The following is a 16,005-nucleotide window of genomic DNA, read 5'->3' as shown; positions in this document are numbered from 1 at the left end:
CGTTGCCGACCTTGATCGTCTTCGAGGCGGCGACGAAGCCGTCGAGGAACTGATCGGCGACGCGCTCCTGCACGAGGAAGCGGGTCGGTGACACGCAGACCTGGCCGGCATTGCGGTACTTGCTGGCGGACATGATGGCGACGGCGCGTTCGACATCGGCATCATCAGTGACGATGACAGGCGCATGCCCGCCCAGTTCCATCGTCGCGCGCTTCATGTGCTGGCCGGCAAGGGCCGCCAGCATCTTGCCGACCGGGGTCGAGCCGGTAAACGACATCTTGCGGATCACCGGATGGGCGATCAGGTATTCCGAGATGACCGAGGGCACACCGTAGACAAGGTTGACGACGCCGGCCGGAAGCCCGGCATCGACGAAGCAGCGGATGAGCTCGGCCGGCGACGCCGGTGTTTCCTCGGGCGCCTTGACGATGATCGAGCATCCGGTGGTCAGCGCCGCCGACAGCTTGCGCACCACCTGGTTGATCGGAAAGTTCCAGGGCGTGAAGGCGGCAACCGGACCGACCGGCAGCTTGACGGTCATCTGGGTGACATCGGGTGCGCGCGGCGGAATGATCTGGCCGTAGGCCCGCTTTCCCTCCTCGGCGAACCACTCGATGATGTCGGCGGCGCCAAGGATCTCGCCCTTCGACTGGGCAAGCGGTTTGCCTTGCTCGCGCGTCATCAGAAAGGCGATGTCGCCGGCCCGTTCGCGCAGCAGGGCGGCTGCCGACCGCATCACCTGGGCGCGGTCGAAGGCGGAGGTTGCCCGCCACGTTTTGAAGCCCTTCTCGGCGGCCGCAAGCGCCTCATTGAGGTCTTCCACTTCGGCCCAGGCCACCTGGCCGATCGTTTCCTCGTTGGCCGGGTCGATGACGGGAATGGTCTTGCCGGATCGCGCCGGCCGCCAGGCGCCGTCGATATGAAGCAGGATGTCTGGGTAGTGAGCCATGGGAAACCCTTTACTGAATGAAGTTCGTCGCTTTGAGCGCGATGAGCGCGACGCCGTAGGATCAGGTCGATGGGGAACAGGTCGCCTGGCCAGGCGACCTTGAGATCTGGAGATGGGGACGTGGCCGCCCCGTTGCAAGGCGGCAACCCTATTCGGGGCGAACTGAAGACGCTCCGCTCGCAGACGTCAACCCCCTGGCTGCCTTCTCGAACTCGTCTGCGTATTGCTGGCCCGATCAGGGGAGTGCCGATGTGGCCTGCTGCTGACCGCCGAAGTGGGCAATCATGAGCCTGCACAGGCTTTCCATTGCGGGTCCGCGGACCCGATCGATCCGGCGGATCGTGTAGAGGGGGAGAAGCGGGCCGGGGAGACCGTTGCGGGCCGCGAGTGGCACCTCGCAGAGCCGCCCTTCACCAATATCTGCCGCGACCAGCCATAGCGGCAGATGACCCCACCCGGCCCCGGCAAGAATGAGGGCGTGTTTGGTCGCAAGGTCGCTGACCCTCAGCGTTTGCTGCGAGAAGACTGCGTAGCTCACCGCCTGCGCATCGGCTGCAGGATCCGCAACGACGATCTGCAGATGGTCGGCAAGATCGACCGTCGTCAGGCCAACGGTTCCGTCGCGGGGTGCGGCCAGGGGATGACCGCCGGCGCATACCGGAACCATGCCCGGAAAGGCAGCGACCGCCTCGCTTTCGATATGTGCGTCCGTTTCCTGTGCCGCCGTCAGGCCGAGGTCGCAGTCGCCGTCGAGCACCAGGCTCAACGCCATCGTCATCGGCGCCGTCACAAGCTCCACCCGCACGCCGGGATGGGCGCGGGTAAAATCGCTGATGACTCGTGCAATATCCGGCAGAGGAAGCAGCGGGTCGAGCGCCACGCGCAGCGCCGATTCCATGCCCTGATTGAAGCCGTTCGCCTTGGCCCGCAGCGCGTCGGCCTTTATCAGCAAGGTCCTGGCTTCTGCAAGCAGGGTCGCTCCGGCCTTCGTCAATTCGGGGCGGTGCTGGGAGCGGTCGAACAGCGGCAGGCGCAGTTCCGTTTCGAGGTTCAGGATGGCGCTGCTGAGGCCGGATTGGGCACGCCCGAGCGCGCGCGCTGCCGCCCGGAACGAACCGTGGTCGACGACGGCGACGAATACGCGCAACTGGTCGAGCGTCAAGGCATCCAGCATGATCGGCCATCCCGATCAAAGTGATCGATATTTGAGCAATTACATTGATCATTTGAATTGGGCAATGCTCCGCCCACGGGTTAAGGGAGCAGGCAATGGAACGGCCGATCATCAATCACACCTCCGACACGCGGGAGGCATGCGACTGTGATCGCATCACCGTCCGTATCTTCGCCTCTTCCGTCCCGTGCAACGTCGATGAAGCTTCTATCGCCGGCCGGCCGCCGGACGAGGCTTTCCTGCTGCTAGGGCCTGGCGTGGATCCGGTATTTCGCACCCACGTTTCCGGATCTGTCGCCCAGGCTCTAGCGGTCGGGTACCGCACCGTTGGGAGCACGCCGTGATGCCGCGCATGCGCCCCATTCCCGCAATCGGCCAAGCTCGTGGCGTATCGTCACCTGGTGCCCGCGATGTCAGTGCCGTTCTCGCGCTCGTCGCCCGGGTCGAAGAGACCCAATGGCTCCGGGACGTCGACGGTTTCGTCTCGTTGCTGGCGCCACAGGCCGTATGGACAACCGCATTCGGGCGCCAAATCGTCGGTGCGCCGGCAATCCATGCCTTCACCGCCGCCGTACTCCCGAACCTGTTTCGCGATTTTCAGGCGCTCTACGACGTCGAGCGCATCACCTTCCTGCATGCGGATGTCGTCGCGGTGAACGTGCGGCAAATTCCTGTCGATGCCGAAGGCAACCGCCGGCCGGGCGAGGACGAGGGGCGGCCGCTCTATATTCTTCGACGCCACGATGGCGCCTGGAGGATCGTTGTCGCCCAGAACACCACGCACCAGAACGAAAAGATCGCCGCCCAGCAGCGGGCGGTGGATGAAGCAACCAGCGGCGAGACCCAAGCGCATGAATGAAAGATCTGCCGGCCACGCCACCTTCGTCATTCGCCGCAGCTACGCCGCAACACCGGCGACCGTTTTCCATGCCTTTGCGGATCCCGCCACCAAACGACGCTGGTTCTTCGAAGGGGAGGGGTGGACGGTCGACGAATTCACCTCGTCTTTCGAGGTCGGCGGCCGCGAGCACAGCCGCTTCCGCTTCGGAAACGGCCCGGTCATGTGCAACGACACGATCTATCTTGAGATCGTTGCGAATAAGCGCATCGTCTTCTCCTACACGATGACCGTGGCGGGAAGGCCGATTTCGGCTTCTCTCGGAACCCTCGAATTTTCCGCTGACGGCGAGGGAACGCGCCTCAACTACACCGAGCAGGCCGCCTTCCTCGATCGTCTCAACGAGCCGGGCGAACGTGAGGTTGGGTTTCGCGAATTGTTTCAGGCGCTTGCCGACGAAGTCGAGCGCGCGCCGGCCGATGCCTGACGGACGGAGGAACCGTCACCACTGAAGCGATGGCCGTCAAAACCTGATGAGCGACACCCGAAGATGAACAATTTTTAATTGTTTTTCAGGGTGTTGCGCCATTGAAGCGGCCACATTTAGGCCCAGCTTCCGATAGTCGGCACCACTTATCGCCGCGTGCCGACAGCAAGGTCTGCGGAGGCGCCGATGCTCAGCCGATCAAGTGTCACGTGTCGTATCGCCGTCGTTCTTCTCGCAATCGCCGCCGTCGGGTTCGTGGTGGCGCGCAAGCCCGTGCCGAGCGAAGCGAAAATGCCGGCCAACGCGACCGTCAGCACCAAGCGTGGCGCCGTGTCCGTGCAGACGGCGACAGTGACGCTTAAAGATGTTCCCGTTGTCGTCCATGCCCTGGGCAACGTGCAGGCCCCCGATACCGTGGAAGTGGGCGCGCGCATTGCGAGCCAGATCACGGCCATCCACATCAAGGACGGGCAGATGGTCAAGGCGGGCGACCTGCTGTTCACGCTCGACGACCGCACGATAAAGGCCGGGCTTGCCCGTGACCAGGCGATGGTCGCCAAGGATACCGCGCAGCTTGCCGACGCCAACACGGAACTCGAGCGTGCCAAAACCTTGCGCGACGACAAGACCGGCACCCAGCAAAGCTATGACACCGCTCTCTCGCTTCAGCAGGCGGCGCAGGGGACCCTGGATGCCGATCGCGCCACCGTGGATGCCGATCAGGTCGCGCTGAGCCTGACCGAGATCACCGCGCCGATCGGTGGACGCCTGGGCGCCGTGCAGGTCGCGCTCGGAGATCTTGTCGGCCAATCGGGCGCGACATCGAACAATCTGGTGACGATCACGGCGATCGACCCGATCGACGTTACGTTCCGCCTGCCGGACGAGCGCTTGCAGACGTTCAAGGATCTGATTGACCGCGGGACGCCTCCACTGGTTCGTGCCAGGTCGAGCGGCACGCAAACAGTGATCGGCGAAGGCGTACTCGATTTCATCGATTCTGCCGTCGATACCGCATCCGGCACCATCGCCATGCGCGCGACCTTCCCCAATACCGCTCAGAAGCTCTGGCCGGGCCAGTTCGTGGATGTCGATATCGATCAGGCGCAACTGCATCAGGCGCCTGTTATCCCGAGCGTTGCGGTCCAGCCCGGGCAGGACGGCCCGTTCGTCTTTGATGTGAAGGATGACAACACGGTCGAGACCCGCGCCGTGTCCGTGCTGGCCGACGACGGCAAGGAGGCCGCCATCGGCACGGGCCTTGCCGCCGGTGACCGGGTCATCATCGAAGGACAGGCGCGGCTGAAGTCGGGTGATGTCGTTGTCGCTGCAGGCGCGGCCGATCTGACCGCGGATTAGGATTTGCCATCATTCGGGAGTGCGTGAAATGCCGCTGTCCGAGTTCAGTATCCGCCGCCCGATCGCGACCGTATTGTTATCGGTCGCGCTCATCCTGGCCGGCGTTTTCAGCTATCTCGTCCTGCCGATTGCCGCGCTTCCGCGAACGGATTTCCCGGTCATCAACGTTTCTGCCTCGTTGCCCGGCGCCTCGCCCGAGACCATGTCGACGTCGGTCGCCATTCCGCTGATCAAGCAGTTCGCCACCATCGCCGGGATCGACACGATCTCGACGACGAATGCACTCGGCTCGACCTCGATTTCAATCGAGTTCGTGCTCGGGCGCAACATCGATGCCGCCGCCGCCGACGTGCAGGCAGCTATCACCAGGACGCTCAGGCTGCTGCCACAGGACATGCCGGCGCCGCCAAGTTACCGGAAGATCAACCCGGCGGATGCACCGGTCTTGCTCCTGGCGCTGAAGAGCAGCACCGTGCCGCTCACCGCCCTCGACGCCATCGCGCAGCAGGTGATTTCGCCCACGCTTTCGGTGCTCGACGGGGTGGCGGAAGTGTCCATCTTCGGCAGCCAGCAATATGCCGTGCGCATTCAGATGCATCCTGACGCGCTTGCCGCGCGCGGCATTTCCGTCGACCAGTTGAGGACGGCGGTCGCGGCGGCGAACGACAATTCGCCTCTCGGCACCGCGCAGACCAGCGATCGTCAGGCGGCGATCGTTGCGGACACGCAGCGCATGAATGCCGCCAGTTTCGCGGATATCATCGTCAAAAGCGTCGACGGCAGGACCGTGCGGCTCGGTGACGTCGCGACGGTGATCGATTCCGTTGCCAACAACCAGACGGCAAGCTGGCACGACGGTTCGCGGGCGATCATCCTGGCCATCCAGCGGCAGCCGGATGCAAATACTGTTGAAGTCGTCGACCGGGTGCAGGCGCTTCTGCCGTCGCTTCGCCAGTCGCTTCCGGCCGCAGCCTCGATCGAAACGCTCAGCGACCGGTCCATGTCGATCCGCGGGGCGGTGCACGACGTCCAGTTCACCCTGATCCTCACCGTCGGCCTCGTGATCCTCGTCATCTTCGCCTTCGTTCGCCGCCTCTGGGCGACGCTTATTCCAGCGCTTGCCGTTCCGATCTCGATCATCGCCACCTTCGCGGCGATGTATCCGCTTGGCTTTTCGATCGACAATATCTCGCTGATGGCGCTCACGCTTTCCGTCGGGCTGGTGGTGGATGACGCCATCGTCATGCTGGAAAATATCGTGCGGCACATGGAAGAGGACGGCATCGATGCCTTCTCGGCGGCGCTCATCGGTTCGCGTGAGATCGGCTTTACGATCATCGCGATTTCGCTGTCGCTCGTCGCGGTCTTCATTCCCGTCTTGCTGATGGGCGGCGTGATCGGCCGCATTCTCAACGAATTTGCGATCGTCGTCACCGTTGCCATCCTCGCTTCCGCCTTCGTTTCCCTTACCCTGACGCCGATGCTTGCAGCGCGGCTTCCGGTGAGGGCGGATGGAGCAGAGAAAGCGCGCTGGCTGCGGCAGCTGGATCTTGTATTCGAACGAGGTTTCGACGGGCTTCTGCGCGCCTATGAGCGGCTGCTATCGCTCTGCATAAAGGCGCGCGCGCTGGTGTTTCTGCTTTTCCTGTTTACCGTCGTGATCACGGGCTACCAGATCGCCACGATCCCGAAGGGGTTCTTCCCGCAGGAGGACATCGGCCAGTTGCAGGTTACGACCCAGGCGCGCCAGGACATTTCCTTCGCCGCCATGTCGAAGCTCCAGTCCAATGTGGAGGCGGTGTTTGCCAGTTCACCCTACGTCGCCCATGTCGCAAGCACGATCGGCTCGGGCGGCGCGTCGAGCGCGCTCAACTCCGGTCGGCTTTTCGTCGAGCTAAAGCCCAAGACCGAGCGTCCGCCGCTTGAAACCGTCCTTGCGGATTTGCGCCGGAAGCTGGCGGCGATCCCCGGTATCCAGGCCTTCATGTCGCCGGTCCAGAACCTCTCGGTCGGATCGCGCGCGTCGGCCAGCCAGTACCAGCTGGTGCTCCAGAGCCTCGATCAGCCGTTGATGAACGAATGGGCGCAGAAGCTCCATGATGCGATGAGCGCGGATCGGACCTTCTTTACCGACGTCAACAGCGACCTTCAGATCAACGCTCCACAAACACGCCTCGTGGTCGACCTCGACAAGGCGGCAACGCTCGGGGTCAACGCGAGCGAACTGCGCACCACGCTCTATGGCAGTTTCGGTACCGAGCAGATCTCGACGATCTACACGGCGGGCGACAGCTACGAAGTGATCCTGGAACTCGATCCCTCGATGCAATGGTCAGCCGACAAGTTCGACGAACTGCGTGTCGGCAGTGCCAATGGCGGCCTTGTTCCGCTCGGGGCCTTCGCCCGGGTCGAGACCGTATCCGGACCGCTCACCATCAACCAGCTCGGCCAGCTGCCAGCGGTCACGCTTTCCTTCAACCTGCCGGCCAAGGTCGCCCTCGGTGACGCCCTTGCGGAGATCGACCGCCTCAAGGCAGAAATCGGCATGCCGTCTGAGGTGACGACCCGCAATTACGGCACCACGCAGTTATTCGAAGACGCCGCCGCCAACCAGGGTCTGCTGGTGCTGGCGGCTATCCTCACGATCTACCTCGTGCTCGGTATTCTCTATGAAAGCCTGATCCATCCATTGACCGTGCTTTCCGGTCTGCCGTCAGCCATATCCGGGGCGTTGCTTGCCATCTATTTCGGCGGTTTCGACCTCTCGATCATCGCTATTGTCGGCGTGCTAATGCTGATCGGTATCGTCAAGAAGAACGCCATCATGATGATCGACGTTGCGCTGACGCTGCAGCGCGCCGGTTCGCCGGCCGCCGAGGCCATCCATAAGGCTTGTGTCATGCGCTTCCGCCCGATCATGATGACCTCGGTTGCTGCGATCATGAGCACGCTGCCGATTGCGATCGGCAGCGGCGCCAGCGCAGAACTGCGCCAGCCGCTTGGGGTCGCCGTCGTCGGCGGCCTGCTGGTGTCGCAGCTTGTGACCCTCTTCGTGACCCCGGTCATCTATCTGTACATGGAAGATTTCATGCGGGTCGCTTCCCGCCTGGTTCGCCAGGGGCTGCAGATCACCAGGGGCGAACGACCGACTGCGGTCGACGATCAGCCGGGACACGGATAGCCCGGCGTTCCGGGATCACGCTACCCTCAGGCGGATGAGGCGGATGTGAAGACCGCAAGCTGCGCATCGAAGGCGCGCTTGTAGGCCGGCCGCGCCTTGCCGCGCGCGACGTAGGCGGAGAGGTTGGGATACGCGTCGAGCAAGCCTGAGTTTTCCAGCCTGCGCAGCACCGTCACCATCAGCAGGTCGCCGGCACTGAAGGCGCCATCGAGCCAGTCGGCCTCCGCGAGCCGCCTGGACAATTGGGCGAGCCGAACTCGGATACGATCTTCGAGCATCAGCAGGCGCTCCTGATACCAGTCCTTGTCCCGCTCCACGTAGGTGGTCGCTTCACGCTCGAGGATCGGCGGCTCCACGGTGTTAAGCGAGGCAAACATCCAAGTGATCGCCCGTGCGCGGGCATCGGCGTCACTTGGAAGCAGGCCGGCATGACGCTCCGCGACATGAAACACGATGGCACCGGTTTCGAACAGGGCAAGGTCGCCGTCCTGATAGGTAGGGATCTGCCCGAACGGCTGAAGCGCGATGTGCGCAGGTTCCTTCATCGTCTTGAAGGTAACGAGGCGAACCTCGTAGGGCTGCCCCACTTCTTCGAGCGCCCAGCGAACGCGCATGTCGCGTGCCAGACCTCGGCCGCGATCGGGCGATTTTTCAAAGGCGGTAATCGTGATCGTCATCTTATCCTCCACGGCTTGCCTGTCCTGAAGACGATTGGCCAAGCGGGATGCCGACATTCATTTTCGCCGCTCGGCGCCGGAAGCGGAAACCGCGATGATGCTGGCAGGTAAAGTGATCTCTTCCTCGGTCGGAGAACAGCCGGCTCGCTTCAAAAAGACGTACTGCTCGTCGAGACTAGCCCGAATGGACAGCTTGCTCCAACAGCCGTGGCGAAGTATAAAAGTGTCATAAACGTTATTGTCGAGCGCAATGGAAGTTGATGCCGGCAATTGCGTATCGCTTTCGCCTTTTGACCATGGATGTACTGGCAGAAGCCTTGAGAGCGAAAAAGAAAAGAAGGCCGGAGCCAGCGCGCTCCGGCCTTTTTTGCTGTCTGTTTATCGCTGCGATGCGCAATCCTATTGGCGCGGGCTTGCACCTTTAGCGGTCATGCATTGTTCCTGCTTCACGAGGGCTAATCCAGGGGTAGGTTTCCCCGTTTCGTCCTGTGGATGTTCGCGGCCCGTTCGCGACGGAGGGTCTAGGTGCTGCGATGCCGTGCCATCAGCTTTGCCTGAAGCACGACCACGACGAGCAGGAAGGCGCCGCGGATAACGGACTGCCAGTAGGCGGAAAGCGAGATCCAGCCGAGGCCGTTTTCGAAGTTCAGGATGTTGAAGACCATGGCAAGCAGCAGCGCGCCGGCAAGCGTCGCACCAACTGAGCCGGAACCGCCGGTCAACAGCGTACCGCCGACGACGACGGAAGCGATCGCGAAGAGTTCCCAGCCCACGCCTTCCGTCGGTTGCCCCGCGCCGAACTGGGAAGCGAGGATGACGCCGGCAAGACCGGCGAGCGTGCCCGAGGCGAGATAGACGCCGGCAAGCGCGCGCTCCACCTTCAGGCCCATCAGGCCAGCCGTCGCCTCGCCGTCACCGATCGCCAGGATATGCCGTCCGATCGGGAGCTTTTGCAGCACGAGCCAGCCGAGCACATAGGCCGCAAGCGCGATCCAGGCGGGAATGGGGAACCCCAGGAAATCGTCCTGCCCGATCACCGTGAAACCGGTGTCATAGGAGACGGAGACAGACTGGTTGTCCGCTAACAAAAGGCCGGTGCCATAGGCGGCGAGCATCGTCGCGAGTGTGGCGATGAAGGGCTGGATCCGCATCTTCGTAATGATGAAGCCGTTGAGCGCGCCGACGGCAAGGCCCGCCGCCATGCCGCCCGCAAGCCCCGCCGCCCAATGATAGGGGGATAACAGGGCTGCCACCACGCTTGCCATCGCCGCCGTGCCGCCGACCGACAGGTCGATGCCGCCGGTGATGATGACAAAGGCCATGCCGAGCGCGATCAGCGCGAACATCGAGTTGTAGCGCAGGAAGCTCAGGATGTTATAGGGCGACAGGAAGTTTTCATAGCGCAGCGCCCCGAAGAGGATGAGACCGGCAAGCGCCAGGATGACGCCGAACCGGGCAAGGTCGCCGGAGTTCTTGACCAGGAAGAGGCGGAGGATCGGTTGCATCGTGGTTGCCTCTAATGTTTGCTGGCGCGCTGCTGGATGAAGACGGCGGTGACAATCAGCCCGGCCTTGACGATGAGCGCTGCCGCATCCGGAACGCCATTGGCAAGCAGCGTGTAACGCACCAGCTGGATCACGAGCGCGCCGAGTACCGTGCCGACGATATTGGCCCGTCCGCCCGTCAGTAGCGTCCCGCCGACAGCAACCGCGGCGATCGCATCGAGCTCCATGCCGAGGCCGACAAGGTTGGCATCGCTTGCAGAGTTGCGGGCAACGACGATGAGACCGGCCACACCGGCAAGCACGCCGCTTATCATGTAGACGAAGAGCTTGACCCGTTTCACCGGTATGCCGGTCAGGCGGGCGGCCTTCTCGTTGCCACCGACGGCGATGATCTGTCGGCCGATGACGGTGTAGCGGATCATCGCGAAAGCCGCTGCGACGATGACGATCATCAGCAGGACCTGGGCCGGAACGCCGGCGATGCGACCGAGTGCGATGAACTGGAAGCCTTCATTCTTGAAGACCTGCAGGTTGCCGTTGGTCATCACCTGGGCGATGCCACGGCCGGCGATGAACAGCACAAGCGTGGCGATGATCGGCTGGATCGAAAAGCGGGTGACGAGGAAACCGTTGAAGAGGCCGAAGAGGGCAGCGGCGGCGATCGGCAAGAGGAAGGCAAGAGCCACCGCGAGCGCCATGTTTTCCACCGGCCAGAACTGGCCCATGAAGATCATCGGCGCCAGTGCACCGGCAATTGCCATCAACGAACCGACGGAGAGGTCGATGCCGCCGGTGGCAATAACGAGCGTCATTCCGGTCGCGACGATGACGATTGTCGCAACCTGGGTGAGGTTCACGTTCAGCGTCTGCAAGGACAGGAAGTTCGGCGTGACGGCGACGTTGAAGAGGATCAGCGCCAGGAAGGCGACGAAGGTGCCGTAGCGGCTGGCGAGCGTCAAAAGCCTGTTTCCGGACGAAAGGGTTCCCGACGGCTGCGGGGCAGGGGTCTCGATCGTCGTCATGTCATTCTTCCTGGTGGGCTTCCTGGTGGACTTCCTGGTGGGCCATGGCGGCAAGCAGCGCCGTCTCGCTCAAGTCCTTGCGCGACAGCGTCGCGACGGAAGTACCGTCGCTCAGGACCGTCACGCGGTCGGCGGCGGCAAGCAGTTCTTCGAGTTCAGACGAAATCATCAGCACGCTCAAACCCTCGTCGGCGAGACTGCGCAGGAGTTTGAGGATTTCCGATTTGGCGCCGATGTCGATGCCGCGCGTCGGCTCATCTACGATGAGGACCCGCGGGTCTGTGGCAAGCCAGCGGGCGAGCAGCACCTTCTGTTGGTTGCCGCCGGAAAGCTCCTTGATCGGCTGATCGGGGGAGGCACATTTGACGCCAAGCGCCCGGATGTAGCGGCTGACGATCTCATCCTGGCGCGCGCGGTCGACGATACCGGCTTTCTTCAGCTTTGGCAGCAAGGCGAGCGTCATGTTTTCGCGGATGCTCATGTCGGGCACGATGCCATCGATCTTCCGGTCCTCGGACACGAGGCCGATCCCATCAGCGATCGCATCCGCCGGTTCGCGATAGCTGCGTCCCTGTCCCTCCATGCGGATCGTGCCGCGCTCCATCCTATCGGCGCCGAAGATTAAGCGCGCCGTTTCGGTGCGGCCGGAGCCGAGCAGTCCGGCAAGGCCGGAGATCTCGCCCTCTCGCACAGCAAGGCTGACGTCGCGCACGCGCACGCCGGCGCCCGCCTTGTCGAGTTCGAGGCGGACGGGCCGCACCGGCGCGTCCTTCTCCGGTGCCATGGCCTGAAAGGCGGCAAGCTCCTTGCCGAGCATGTGGCGCACCAGCGCCATTTTCGGCATGTCCGCCATCGGGCTCTTGGCGACCGTCTGACCATCGCGCATGATCGTCACGCGGTCGCAGATCTCATAGAGTTCGTCGAGCCGGTGGCCGATGAAGATGACGGCGACGCCGGAGCGTTTCAGCGTGCGGATCGTATCGAAGAGGATGGCGACCTCGCGCTCGTCGAGCGAGGAGGTCGGTTCGTCCATGATGACGAGCCGGGCGCTCTGCGTCACCGCGCGGGCGATCGCCACCATCTGCCGTGTCGCCGCATCGAAATGCGCGACGGGACGGTCGACGTCGATCGTCAGGTTGAAGGTTTTGAGCACCGCTTCGGCCCCGCGCCGCATGGCGGAATAATCGATCATGCCGAACCGCTTCGGCTCGCGGGAGAGGTAGATGTTCTCCGCCACCGAGCGCTGCGGGGCGAGATTGATTTCCTGGTAGATCGTCGCGATCCCGGCGGCCTGCGCCTCAGCCGGCATCGAGAAATCGACATCCCGACCGTCGTAGGCGATGCTGCCTTCGTCCCGGCGATAGACGCCGGTCAGGATCTTGATGAGCGTCGACTTGCCGGCGCCGTTCTGGCCGACAAGCGCCATGACCTCCGCCGGTTCGACCTCGAGCGAGGCGGATTTCAGTGCCGGCACGCCGGCGAACGCTTTGGAAATGCCCTGCATGGACAGAAGCATGGGTCTCCTCCCTATCTTCGCCATCCGCCGCCCCATTTGGGGGTGGGCGTCATCAGCCTACACTTGAACGGGCTGAAGGTCATGCTGCCGTCAAAAAGACGGCCGAGACGGTTGCGCCGTCCCGGCCGTGGAGGCTCGGGAGATTGGATCAATAGGCGTTGGCGAGTTCGGCGGCCGCGTTGGAGGCGTCGTAGAACTTGTCGTCGTTGATGATCATCGGGTCGATCTTTTCGCCCTTGGCGTAGCGCATCATCGTCTCAAACGCCTTCGGCCCGAAGCGCGGGTTGCACTCGACGACGGCTGCGATCTTGCCGTCGACAACCGCCTGCACGGCCTCCTTGCCGCCATCGATCGACAGCACCAGGACGTCCTTGCCCGGCACCTTGCCGGCCGCTTCGAGTGCCGCGATCGCGCCGATCGCCATTTCGTCGTTGTGGGCGTAGATCACGTCCGCATCCGGATGGGCCTGGAGCAGGGCTTCTGCCACCTGGCGCCCTTTGTCACGGGCGAAATCGCCGGTCTGTGAGGCGACGATCTCGAAACCGCCGGCCGCTTTGATCGCCTCGTCAAAGCCCTTCTTGCGGTCGTTGGCGGGCGACGACCCGGTCGTGCCTTCGAGCTCGATGATCTTCGACTTGCCGTTGGCGTTCTTTACCAGCCATTCGGCAACGCGCTTGCCTTCTTCGACGAAGTTCGAGCCGATGAAGGTCAGATAGTCCTCGCCGGCCTTGGCCAACGACGGATCGACCGAGCGATCGAGCAGGATCACTGGAATGCCCGCCTTTTTCGCGGCCATGACGGCGGGGATCAGCGGCTTTTCTTCGCGCGGCGCGAGAAAGATCACATCGACGCCTTGAGCGATCATCGAGTTGACGTCGGCGACCTGCTTGGCGGCGGAACCGGCGGCATCCGTATAGACGAGCTGGAAGCCGAGCTTTTCCGCTTCGGCCTTCATGCTGTTCGTCTGGGCGATGCGCCAGGGATTGTTGGATTCGGTCTGCGCGAAGCCGACCTTGTATTTGTCCTTCTGCTCGAGCTTCGGCACTTCGGCGATCGCGACACCCGCAAGGGCGAGCGCGCCGACGGCCGTTGCCGCCAGCATGAAGGTACGACGGGAAATCGTGGTCATAATCGGGTTCTCCTCCCAGATTGGCCGGTGCTCCTCTACCGGACGTGAGCGTTTTTGCGCTTCACATCTCCAAATCTTGCGCTAATAATATTAGCAGTCAAGGCCAAAATTTATGAGCACTTGCAAAAGCCCGCGTGCGGTGCAATGCACGCTCAACTGCATGTTTCCTTTAATCGTCTCCGATTGAAGGGGAAAAACATGCAGAAATTCAAAGTGCTACAGCGACCTTTGCACGTCTCCTAGACGCGCGGTGCTGTAGGGTAGGGGAGCACACATGGCCAAGGGAAACGGGCGAAATCTGGAGAAAAAGGGGGAAGGACGCCCAACCATGACGGATGTCGCCAGGATAGCCGGCGTTTCCCAGTCAAGCGTTTCCCTGGTGCTGAACGAGATGTCGGGCTCGCGCATCTCGCCCGAAACGCAGCAGAAGGTGCGCGAGGCTGCTCATAAAATCGGTTATAGACTGCCAGCGACCCGAGGTCCGGTTGCAGCGGCGCCGGCGGTAGAGAAGGACACAATCGCCTTCATCGTCGATGAAATCTCCACCAGCCCGCACCCGGTCGTCAGCCTCGACGGCATTCGCGATTATGCTTTCGAGCAAGGCATGCTGGTCTCGGCGCATGTCACCCGATCGAACCCGGAACTCGAGGAAGCGGTTCTGCGGTCGGTCCTGCGCGACCCCTCCATCGCCGGCGTCATTTACGCGACGATCTTCACCCGCAAGGTTGCCGTTCCCGGGGCGTTGGCGCCGCTGCCGACCGTGCTTCTCAATTGTTACTGCGAGCCGCGCCAGCATGTGGCGATCGTGCCGGGGGAGGTCGCCGGCGGTTTCGCCGCCACAGCGCATCTGACGGCGCTCGGCCACAAGCGCATCGGCTTCATCAACGGCGAGTGCTGGATGGACGCCGCCATGGATAGGCTAAAAGGCTACAAGCAGGCGCTTGCCTCAGCCGACATCGCCTTCGACGAAACGCTTGTGCGCGATGGCGACTGGCTGCCGCTCCGCGGCTACGAGGCCGGGCTGGACCTGCTCTCCATGCCCAACCCGCCGACAGCCATTTTCTGCGGCAATGACTTGATGGCGATCGGCGTCATGGAGGCGGCGCAGGAGAAGGGCTTGCAGGTTCCCACCGATCTCTCGGTGATGGGCTATGACGACCAGGAACTGGCGCGCTACACCCATCCGCCGCTCTCGACCCTTGTGCTGCCGAACTATGAAATGGGTCAAAAGGCGGCCGAACTTCTGATCGACATGGCGATCCATGGAAAACACATGCGGCCGATGACAATAAAAGTCGACGGACCGCTGGTGGTTCGCGATACCACCGCTCTCCTGTCCGCAGTCAGAGCTTCAAAGAGCGCTCGATAAACGCCGCCAGCAGCGCTCCCTCCCTTGCCCCGCCGCGGCGCGCGCGAGGCCGTGACGCAGACGCCGGTAATCTAGATACTTCGGACCCCTTGCTCAGCGTTGTCATCAGCACGACCGACATCAAAACGCTCGTTTGTACACAACGGTTACGTGTGTTATCCGGCCGCGGTGATTTTCGGCGGTCCGAGAGTCTGCGTCTAGCAGACTGCACTCGCGGTAATGGGATTGGTTGTCGATGTTTGAGAAGGAAGCCTACTGGGTTTCGTGGTTGCGCGGCATCTCTATCGAAAGCGCAGGGGCAAGCAGGGAGATGCCTTCAAAGGTGCCCTGCTGAAAATGCGGACGGCCGTGCGCAGACTGCCAAGGGGTGCACTGGTGCTTGATTGCGGCGCCAACGTGGGTGACGTCAGCGGCTATTTCCTGGCCAAGGGAATGAAGGTAATCGCGTTTGAGCCGGACCCGACTGCACTTGCGGTCCTCGTCGGACCGAAATCCAGATAGCGTTCGCGGATCAGATCCAGCGCCGCATTGCGGAAATCCTCGCTGTGGCGCCGATTGCTCGGCCGGGATCGCTTCTTCGAAACAAGACCGGCCGGACCATCTTGATCATAAGCCTGCAGCAGTCTGTGGATCTGACTTCGACTGAGGTTGAGCAGTTCGGCAGCCTGGACAACGCTCAGGCGCTCGTCACGGATCTTCTGGATGACTTCGAGGCGATGCAACTCTTTCTGCGACATGGTGATCAAACAGGACATGACGACTCCGACCGCTCATGGTCTCGACCAGGCTGAAGGTCGTC

At 62.7% G+C, this 16,005-nt stretch carries 13 protein-coding genes and 1 pseudogene; 6 read left to right on the top strand and 8 right to left on the bottom strand.

What is annotated here, in order from left to right:
* Together BLU15_RS38275 and BLU15_RS38270 are read right to left on the bottom strand one after the other, a co-directional pair.
* Nucleotides 1-949: aldehyde dehydrogenase family protein (locus BLU15_RS38275; protein ID WP_143034365.1), on the bottom strand; the 949-nt coding region annotated here is incomplete at its 3' end.
* Between the two features lie 235 nt (nucleotides 950-1,184).
* A complete protein-coding gene (locus BLU15_RS38270) occupies nucleotides 1,185-2,123 on the bottom strand; it encodes a LysR family transcriptional regulator (protein WP_090302493.1) in 939 nt (312 codons plus the stop codon).
* Between the two features lie 95 nt (nucleotides 2,124-2,218).
* Here BLU15_RS38270 and BLU15_RS38265 point away from each other — a divergent pair, with 95 nt between their 5' ends.
* The 5 genes from BLU15_RS38265 to BLU15_RS38245 all read left to right on the top strand — a co-directional run bounded on the left by BLU15_RS38265 (nucleotide 2,219) and on the right by BLU15_RS38245 (nucleotide 7,988).
* Nucleotides 2,219-2,467: a hypothetical protein gene (locus tag BLU15_RS38265; RefSeq protein WP_060529873.1), complete on the top strand. Its 249-nt coding sequence runs from the start codon at nucleotides 2,219-2,221 to the stop codon at nucleotides 2,465-2,467.
* Entirely contained in the window at nucleotides 2,467-2,982 is a 516-nt protein-coding gene (locus tag BLU15_RS38260) for an SgcJ/EcaC family oxidoreductase (protein WP_090302491.1), read from the top strand. Before BLU15_RS38265 ends, BLU15_RS38260 begins: the two co-directional genes overlap by 1 nt.
* Nucleotides 2,975-3,448, top strand: a complete 474-nt coding sequence (locus tag BLU15_RS38255; RefSeq protein ID WP_090302489.1) for an SRPBCC family protein — start codon at nucleotides 2,975-2,977, stop codon at nucleotides 3,446-3,448. The genes BLU15_RS38260 and BLU15_RS38255 overlap by 8 nt, the downstream gene beginning before the upstream one ends.
* A gap of 186 nt (nucleotides 3,449-3,634) precedes the next feature.
* Nucleotides 3,635-4,807 (top strand): efflux RND transporter periplasmic adaptor subunit, encoded by a 1,173-nt coding sequence (locus BLU15_RS38250; RefSeq protein WP_090302485.1) that lies wholly within the window; start codon nucleotides 3,635-3,637, stop codon nucleotides 4,805-4,807.
* A 28-nt stretch (nucleotides 4,808-4,835) separates the two neighbouring features.
* Entirely contained in the window at nucleotides 4,836-7,988 is a 3,153-nt protein-coding gene (locus tag BLU15_RS38245) for an efflux RND transporter permease subunit (RefSeq protein WP_060644484.1), read from the top strand.
* Nucleotides 7,989-8,014: 26 nt separating this feature from the next.
* Here BLU15_RS38245 and BLU15_RS38240 read toward each other — a convergent pair whose 3' ends face one another.
* The 5 genes from BLU15_RS38240 to BLU15_RS38220 form a co-directional block, all read right to left on the bottom strand.
* On the bottom strand, nucleotides 8,015-8,665 hold the full coding sequence (locus tag BLU15_RS38240) for a glutathione S-transferase family protein (protein ID WP_060529877.1): 651 nt from the start codon (nucleotides 8,663-8,665) through the stop codon (nucleotides 8,015-8,017).
* Between the two features lie 521 nt (nucleotides 8,666-9,186).
* Nucleotides 9,187-10,170 carry an ABC transporter permease gene (locus BLU15_RS38235; protein WP_034803377.1) on the bottom strand — a complete coding sequence of 328 codons (984 nt, stop codon included), beginning with the start codon at nucleotides 10,168-10,170 and terminating at the stop codon, nucleotides 9,187-9,189.
* A gap of 11 nt (nucleotides 10,171-10,181) precedes the next feature.
* Nucleotides 10,182-11,192, bottom strand: a complete 1,011-nt coding sequence (locus BLU15_RS38230) for an ABC transporter permease (RefSeq protein ID WP_090302483.1) — start codon at nucleotides 11,190-11,192, stop codon at nucleotides 10,182-10,184.
* Between the two features lies 1 nt (nucleotide 11,193).
* Nucleotides 11,194-12,708 carry a sugar ABC transporter ATP-binding protein gene (locus tag BLU15_RS38225; RefSeq protein ID WP_060521186.1) on the bottom strand — a complete coding sequence of 505 codons (1,515 nt, stop codon included), beginning with the start codon at nucleotides 12,706-12,708 and terminating at the stop codon, nucleotides 11,194-11,196.
* A gap of 148 nt (nucleotides 12,709-12,856) precedes the next feature.
* Nucleotides 12,857-13,837, bottom strand: coding sequence for an ABC transporter substrate-binding protein (locus tag BLU15_RS38220; protein ID WP_057251674.1), 981 nt, complete (start codon nucleotides 13,835-13,837; stop codon nucleotides 12,857-12,859).
* A 274-nt stretch (nucleotides 13,838-14,111) separates the two neighbouring features.
* On the opposite strand from BLU15_RS38220, the gene BLU15_RS38215 reads away from it, so the two are divergent.
* On the top strand, nucleotides 14,112-15,206 hold the full coding sequence (locus tag BLU15_RS38215; RefSeq protein WP_176960488.1) for a LacI family DNA-binding transcriptional regulator: 1,095 nt from the start codon (nucleotides 14,112-14,114) through the stop codon (nucleotides 15,204-15,206).
* Between the two features lie 479 nt (nucleotides 15,207-15,685).
* Here the strand turns inward: BLU15_RS38215 and BLU15_RS38210 are convergent.
* Nucleotides 15,686-15,961: pseudogene (locus tag BLU15_RS38210) on the bottom strand (helix-turn-helix domain-containing protein); the annotation flags it as partial.
* Between the last annotated feature and the right edge of the window lie 44 nt (nucleotides 15,962-16,005).

Origin of the sequence: Ensifer sp. YR511, assembly GCF_900103045.1 — a bacterium.
GTDB lineage: Bacteria > Pseudomonadota > Alphaproteobacteria > Rhizobiales > Rhizobiaceae > Ensifer > Ensifer adhaerens.
Note: the sequence above shows the minus strand (reverse complement) of the source record. Positions and strands in the feature narration are given on the sequence as shown.

Bases quoted from the DNA above. Each gene is read 5' to 3' on its own strand.
- BLU15_RS38240 (WP_060529877.1), bottom strand. From the start codon at position 8,665: ATGACGATCACGATTACCGCCTTTGAAAAATCGCCCGATCGCGGCCGA.
- BLU15_RS38255 (WP_090302489.1), top strand. From the start codon at position 2,975: ATGAATGAAAGATCTGCCGGCCACGCCACCTTCGTCATTCGCCGCAGC.
- BLU15_RS38225 (WP_060521186.1), bottom strand. From the start codon at position 12,708: ATGCTTCTGTCCATGCAGGGCATTTCCAAAGCGTTCGCCGGCGTGCCG.
- BLU15_RS38265 (WP_060529873.1), top strand. From the start codon at position 2,219: ATGGAACGGCCGATCATCAATCACACCTCCGACACGCGGGAGGCATGC.
- BLU15_RS38235 (WP_034803377.1), bottom strand. From the start codon at position 10,170: ATGCAACCGATCCTCCGCCTCTTCCTGGTCAAGAACTCCGGCGACCTT.
- BLU15_RS38270 (WP_090302493.1), bottom strand. From the start codon at position 2,123: ATGCTGGATGCCTTGACGCTCGACCAGTTGCGCGTATTCGTCGCCGTC.
- BLU15_RS38250 (WP_090302485.1), top strand. From the start codon at position 3,635: ATGCTCAGCCGATCAAGTGTCACGTGTCGTATCGCCGTCGTTCTTCTC.
- BLU15_RS38220 (WP_057251674.1), bottom strand. From the start codon at position 13,837: ATGACCACGATTTCCCGTCGTACCTTCATGCTGGCGGCAACGGCCGTC.
- BLU15_RS38230 (WP_090302483.1), bottom strand. From the start codon at position 11,192: ATGACGACGATCGAGACCCCTGCCCCGCAGCCGTCGGGAACCCTTTCG.
- BLU15_RS38215 (WP_176960488.1), top strand. From the start codon at position 14,112: ATGGCCAAGGGAAACGGGCGAAATCTGGAGAAAAAGGGGGAAGGACGC.
- BLU15_RS38245 (WP_060644484.1), top strand. From the start codon at position 4,836: ATGCCGCTGTCCGAGTTCAGTATCCGCCGCCCGATCGCGACCGTATTG.
- BLU15_RS38260 (WP_090302491.1), top strand. From the start codon at position 2,467: ATGCCGCGCATGCGCCCCATTCCCGCAATCGGCCAAGCTCGTGGCGTA.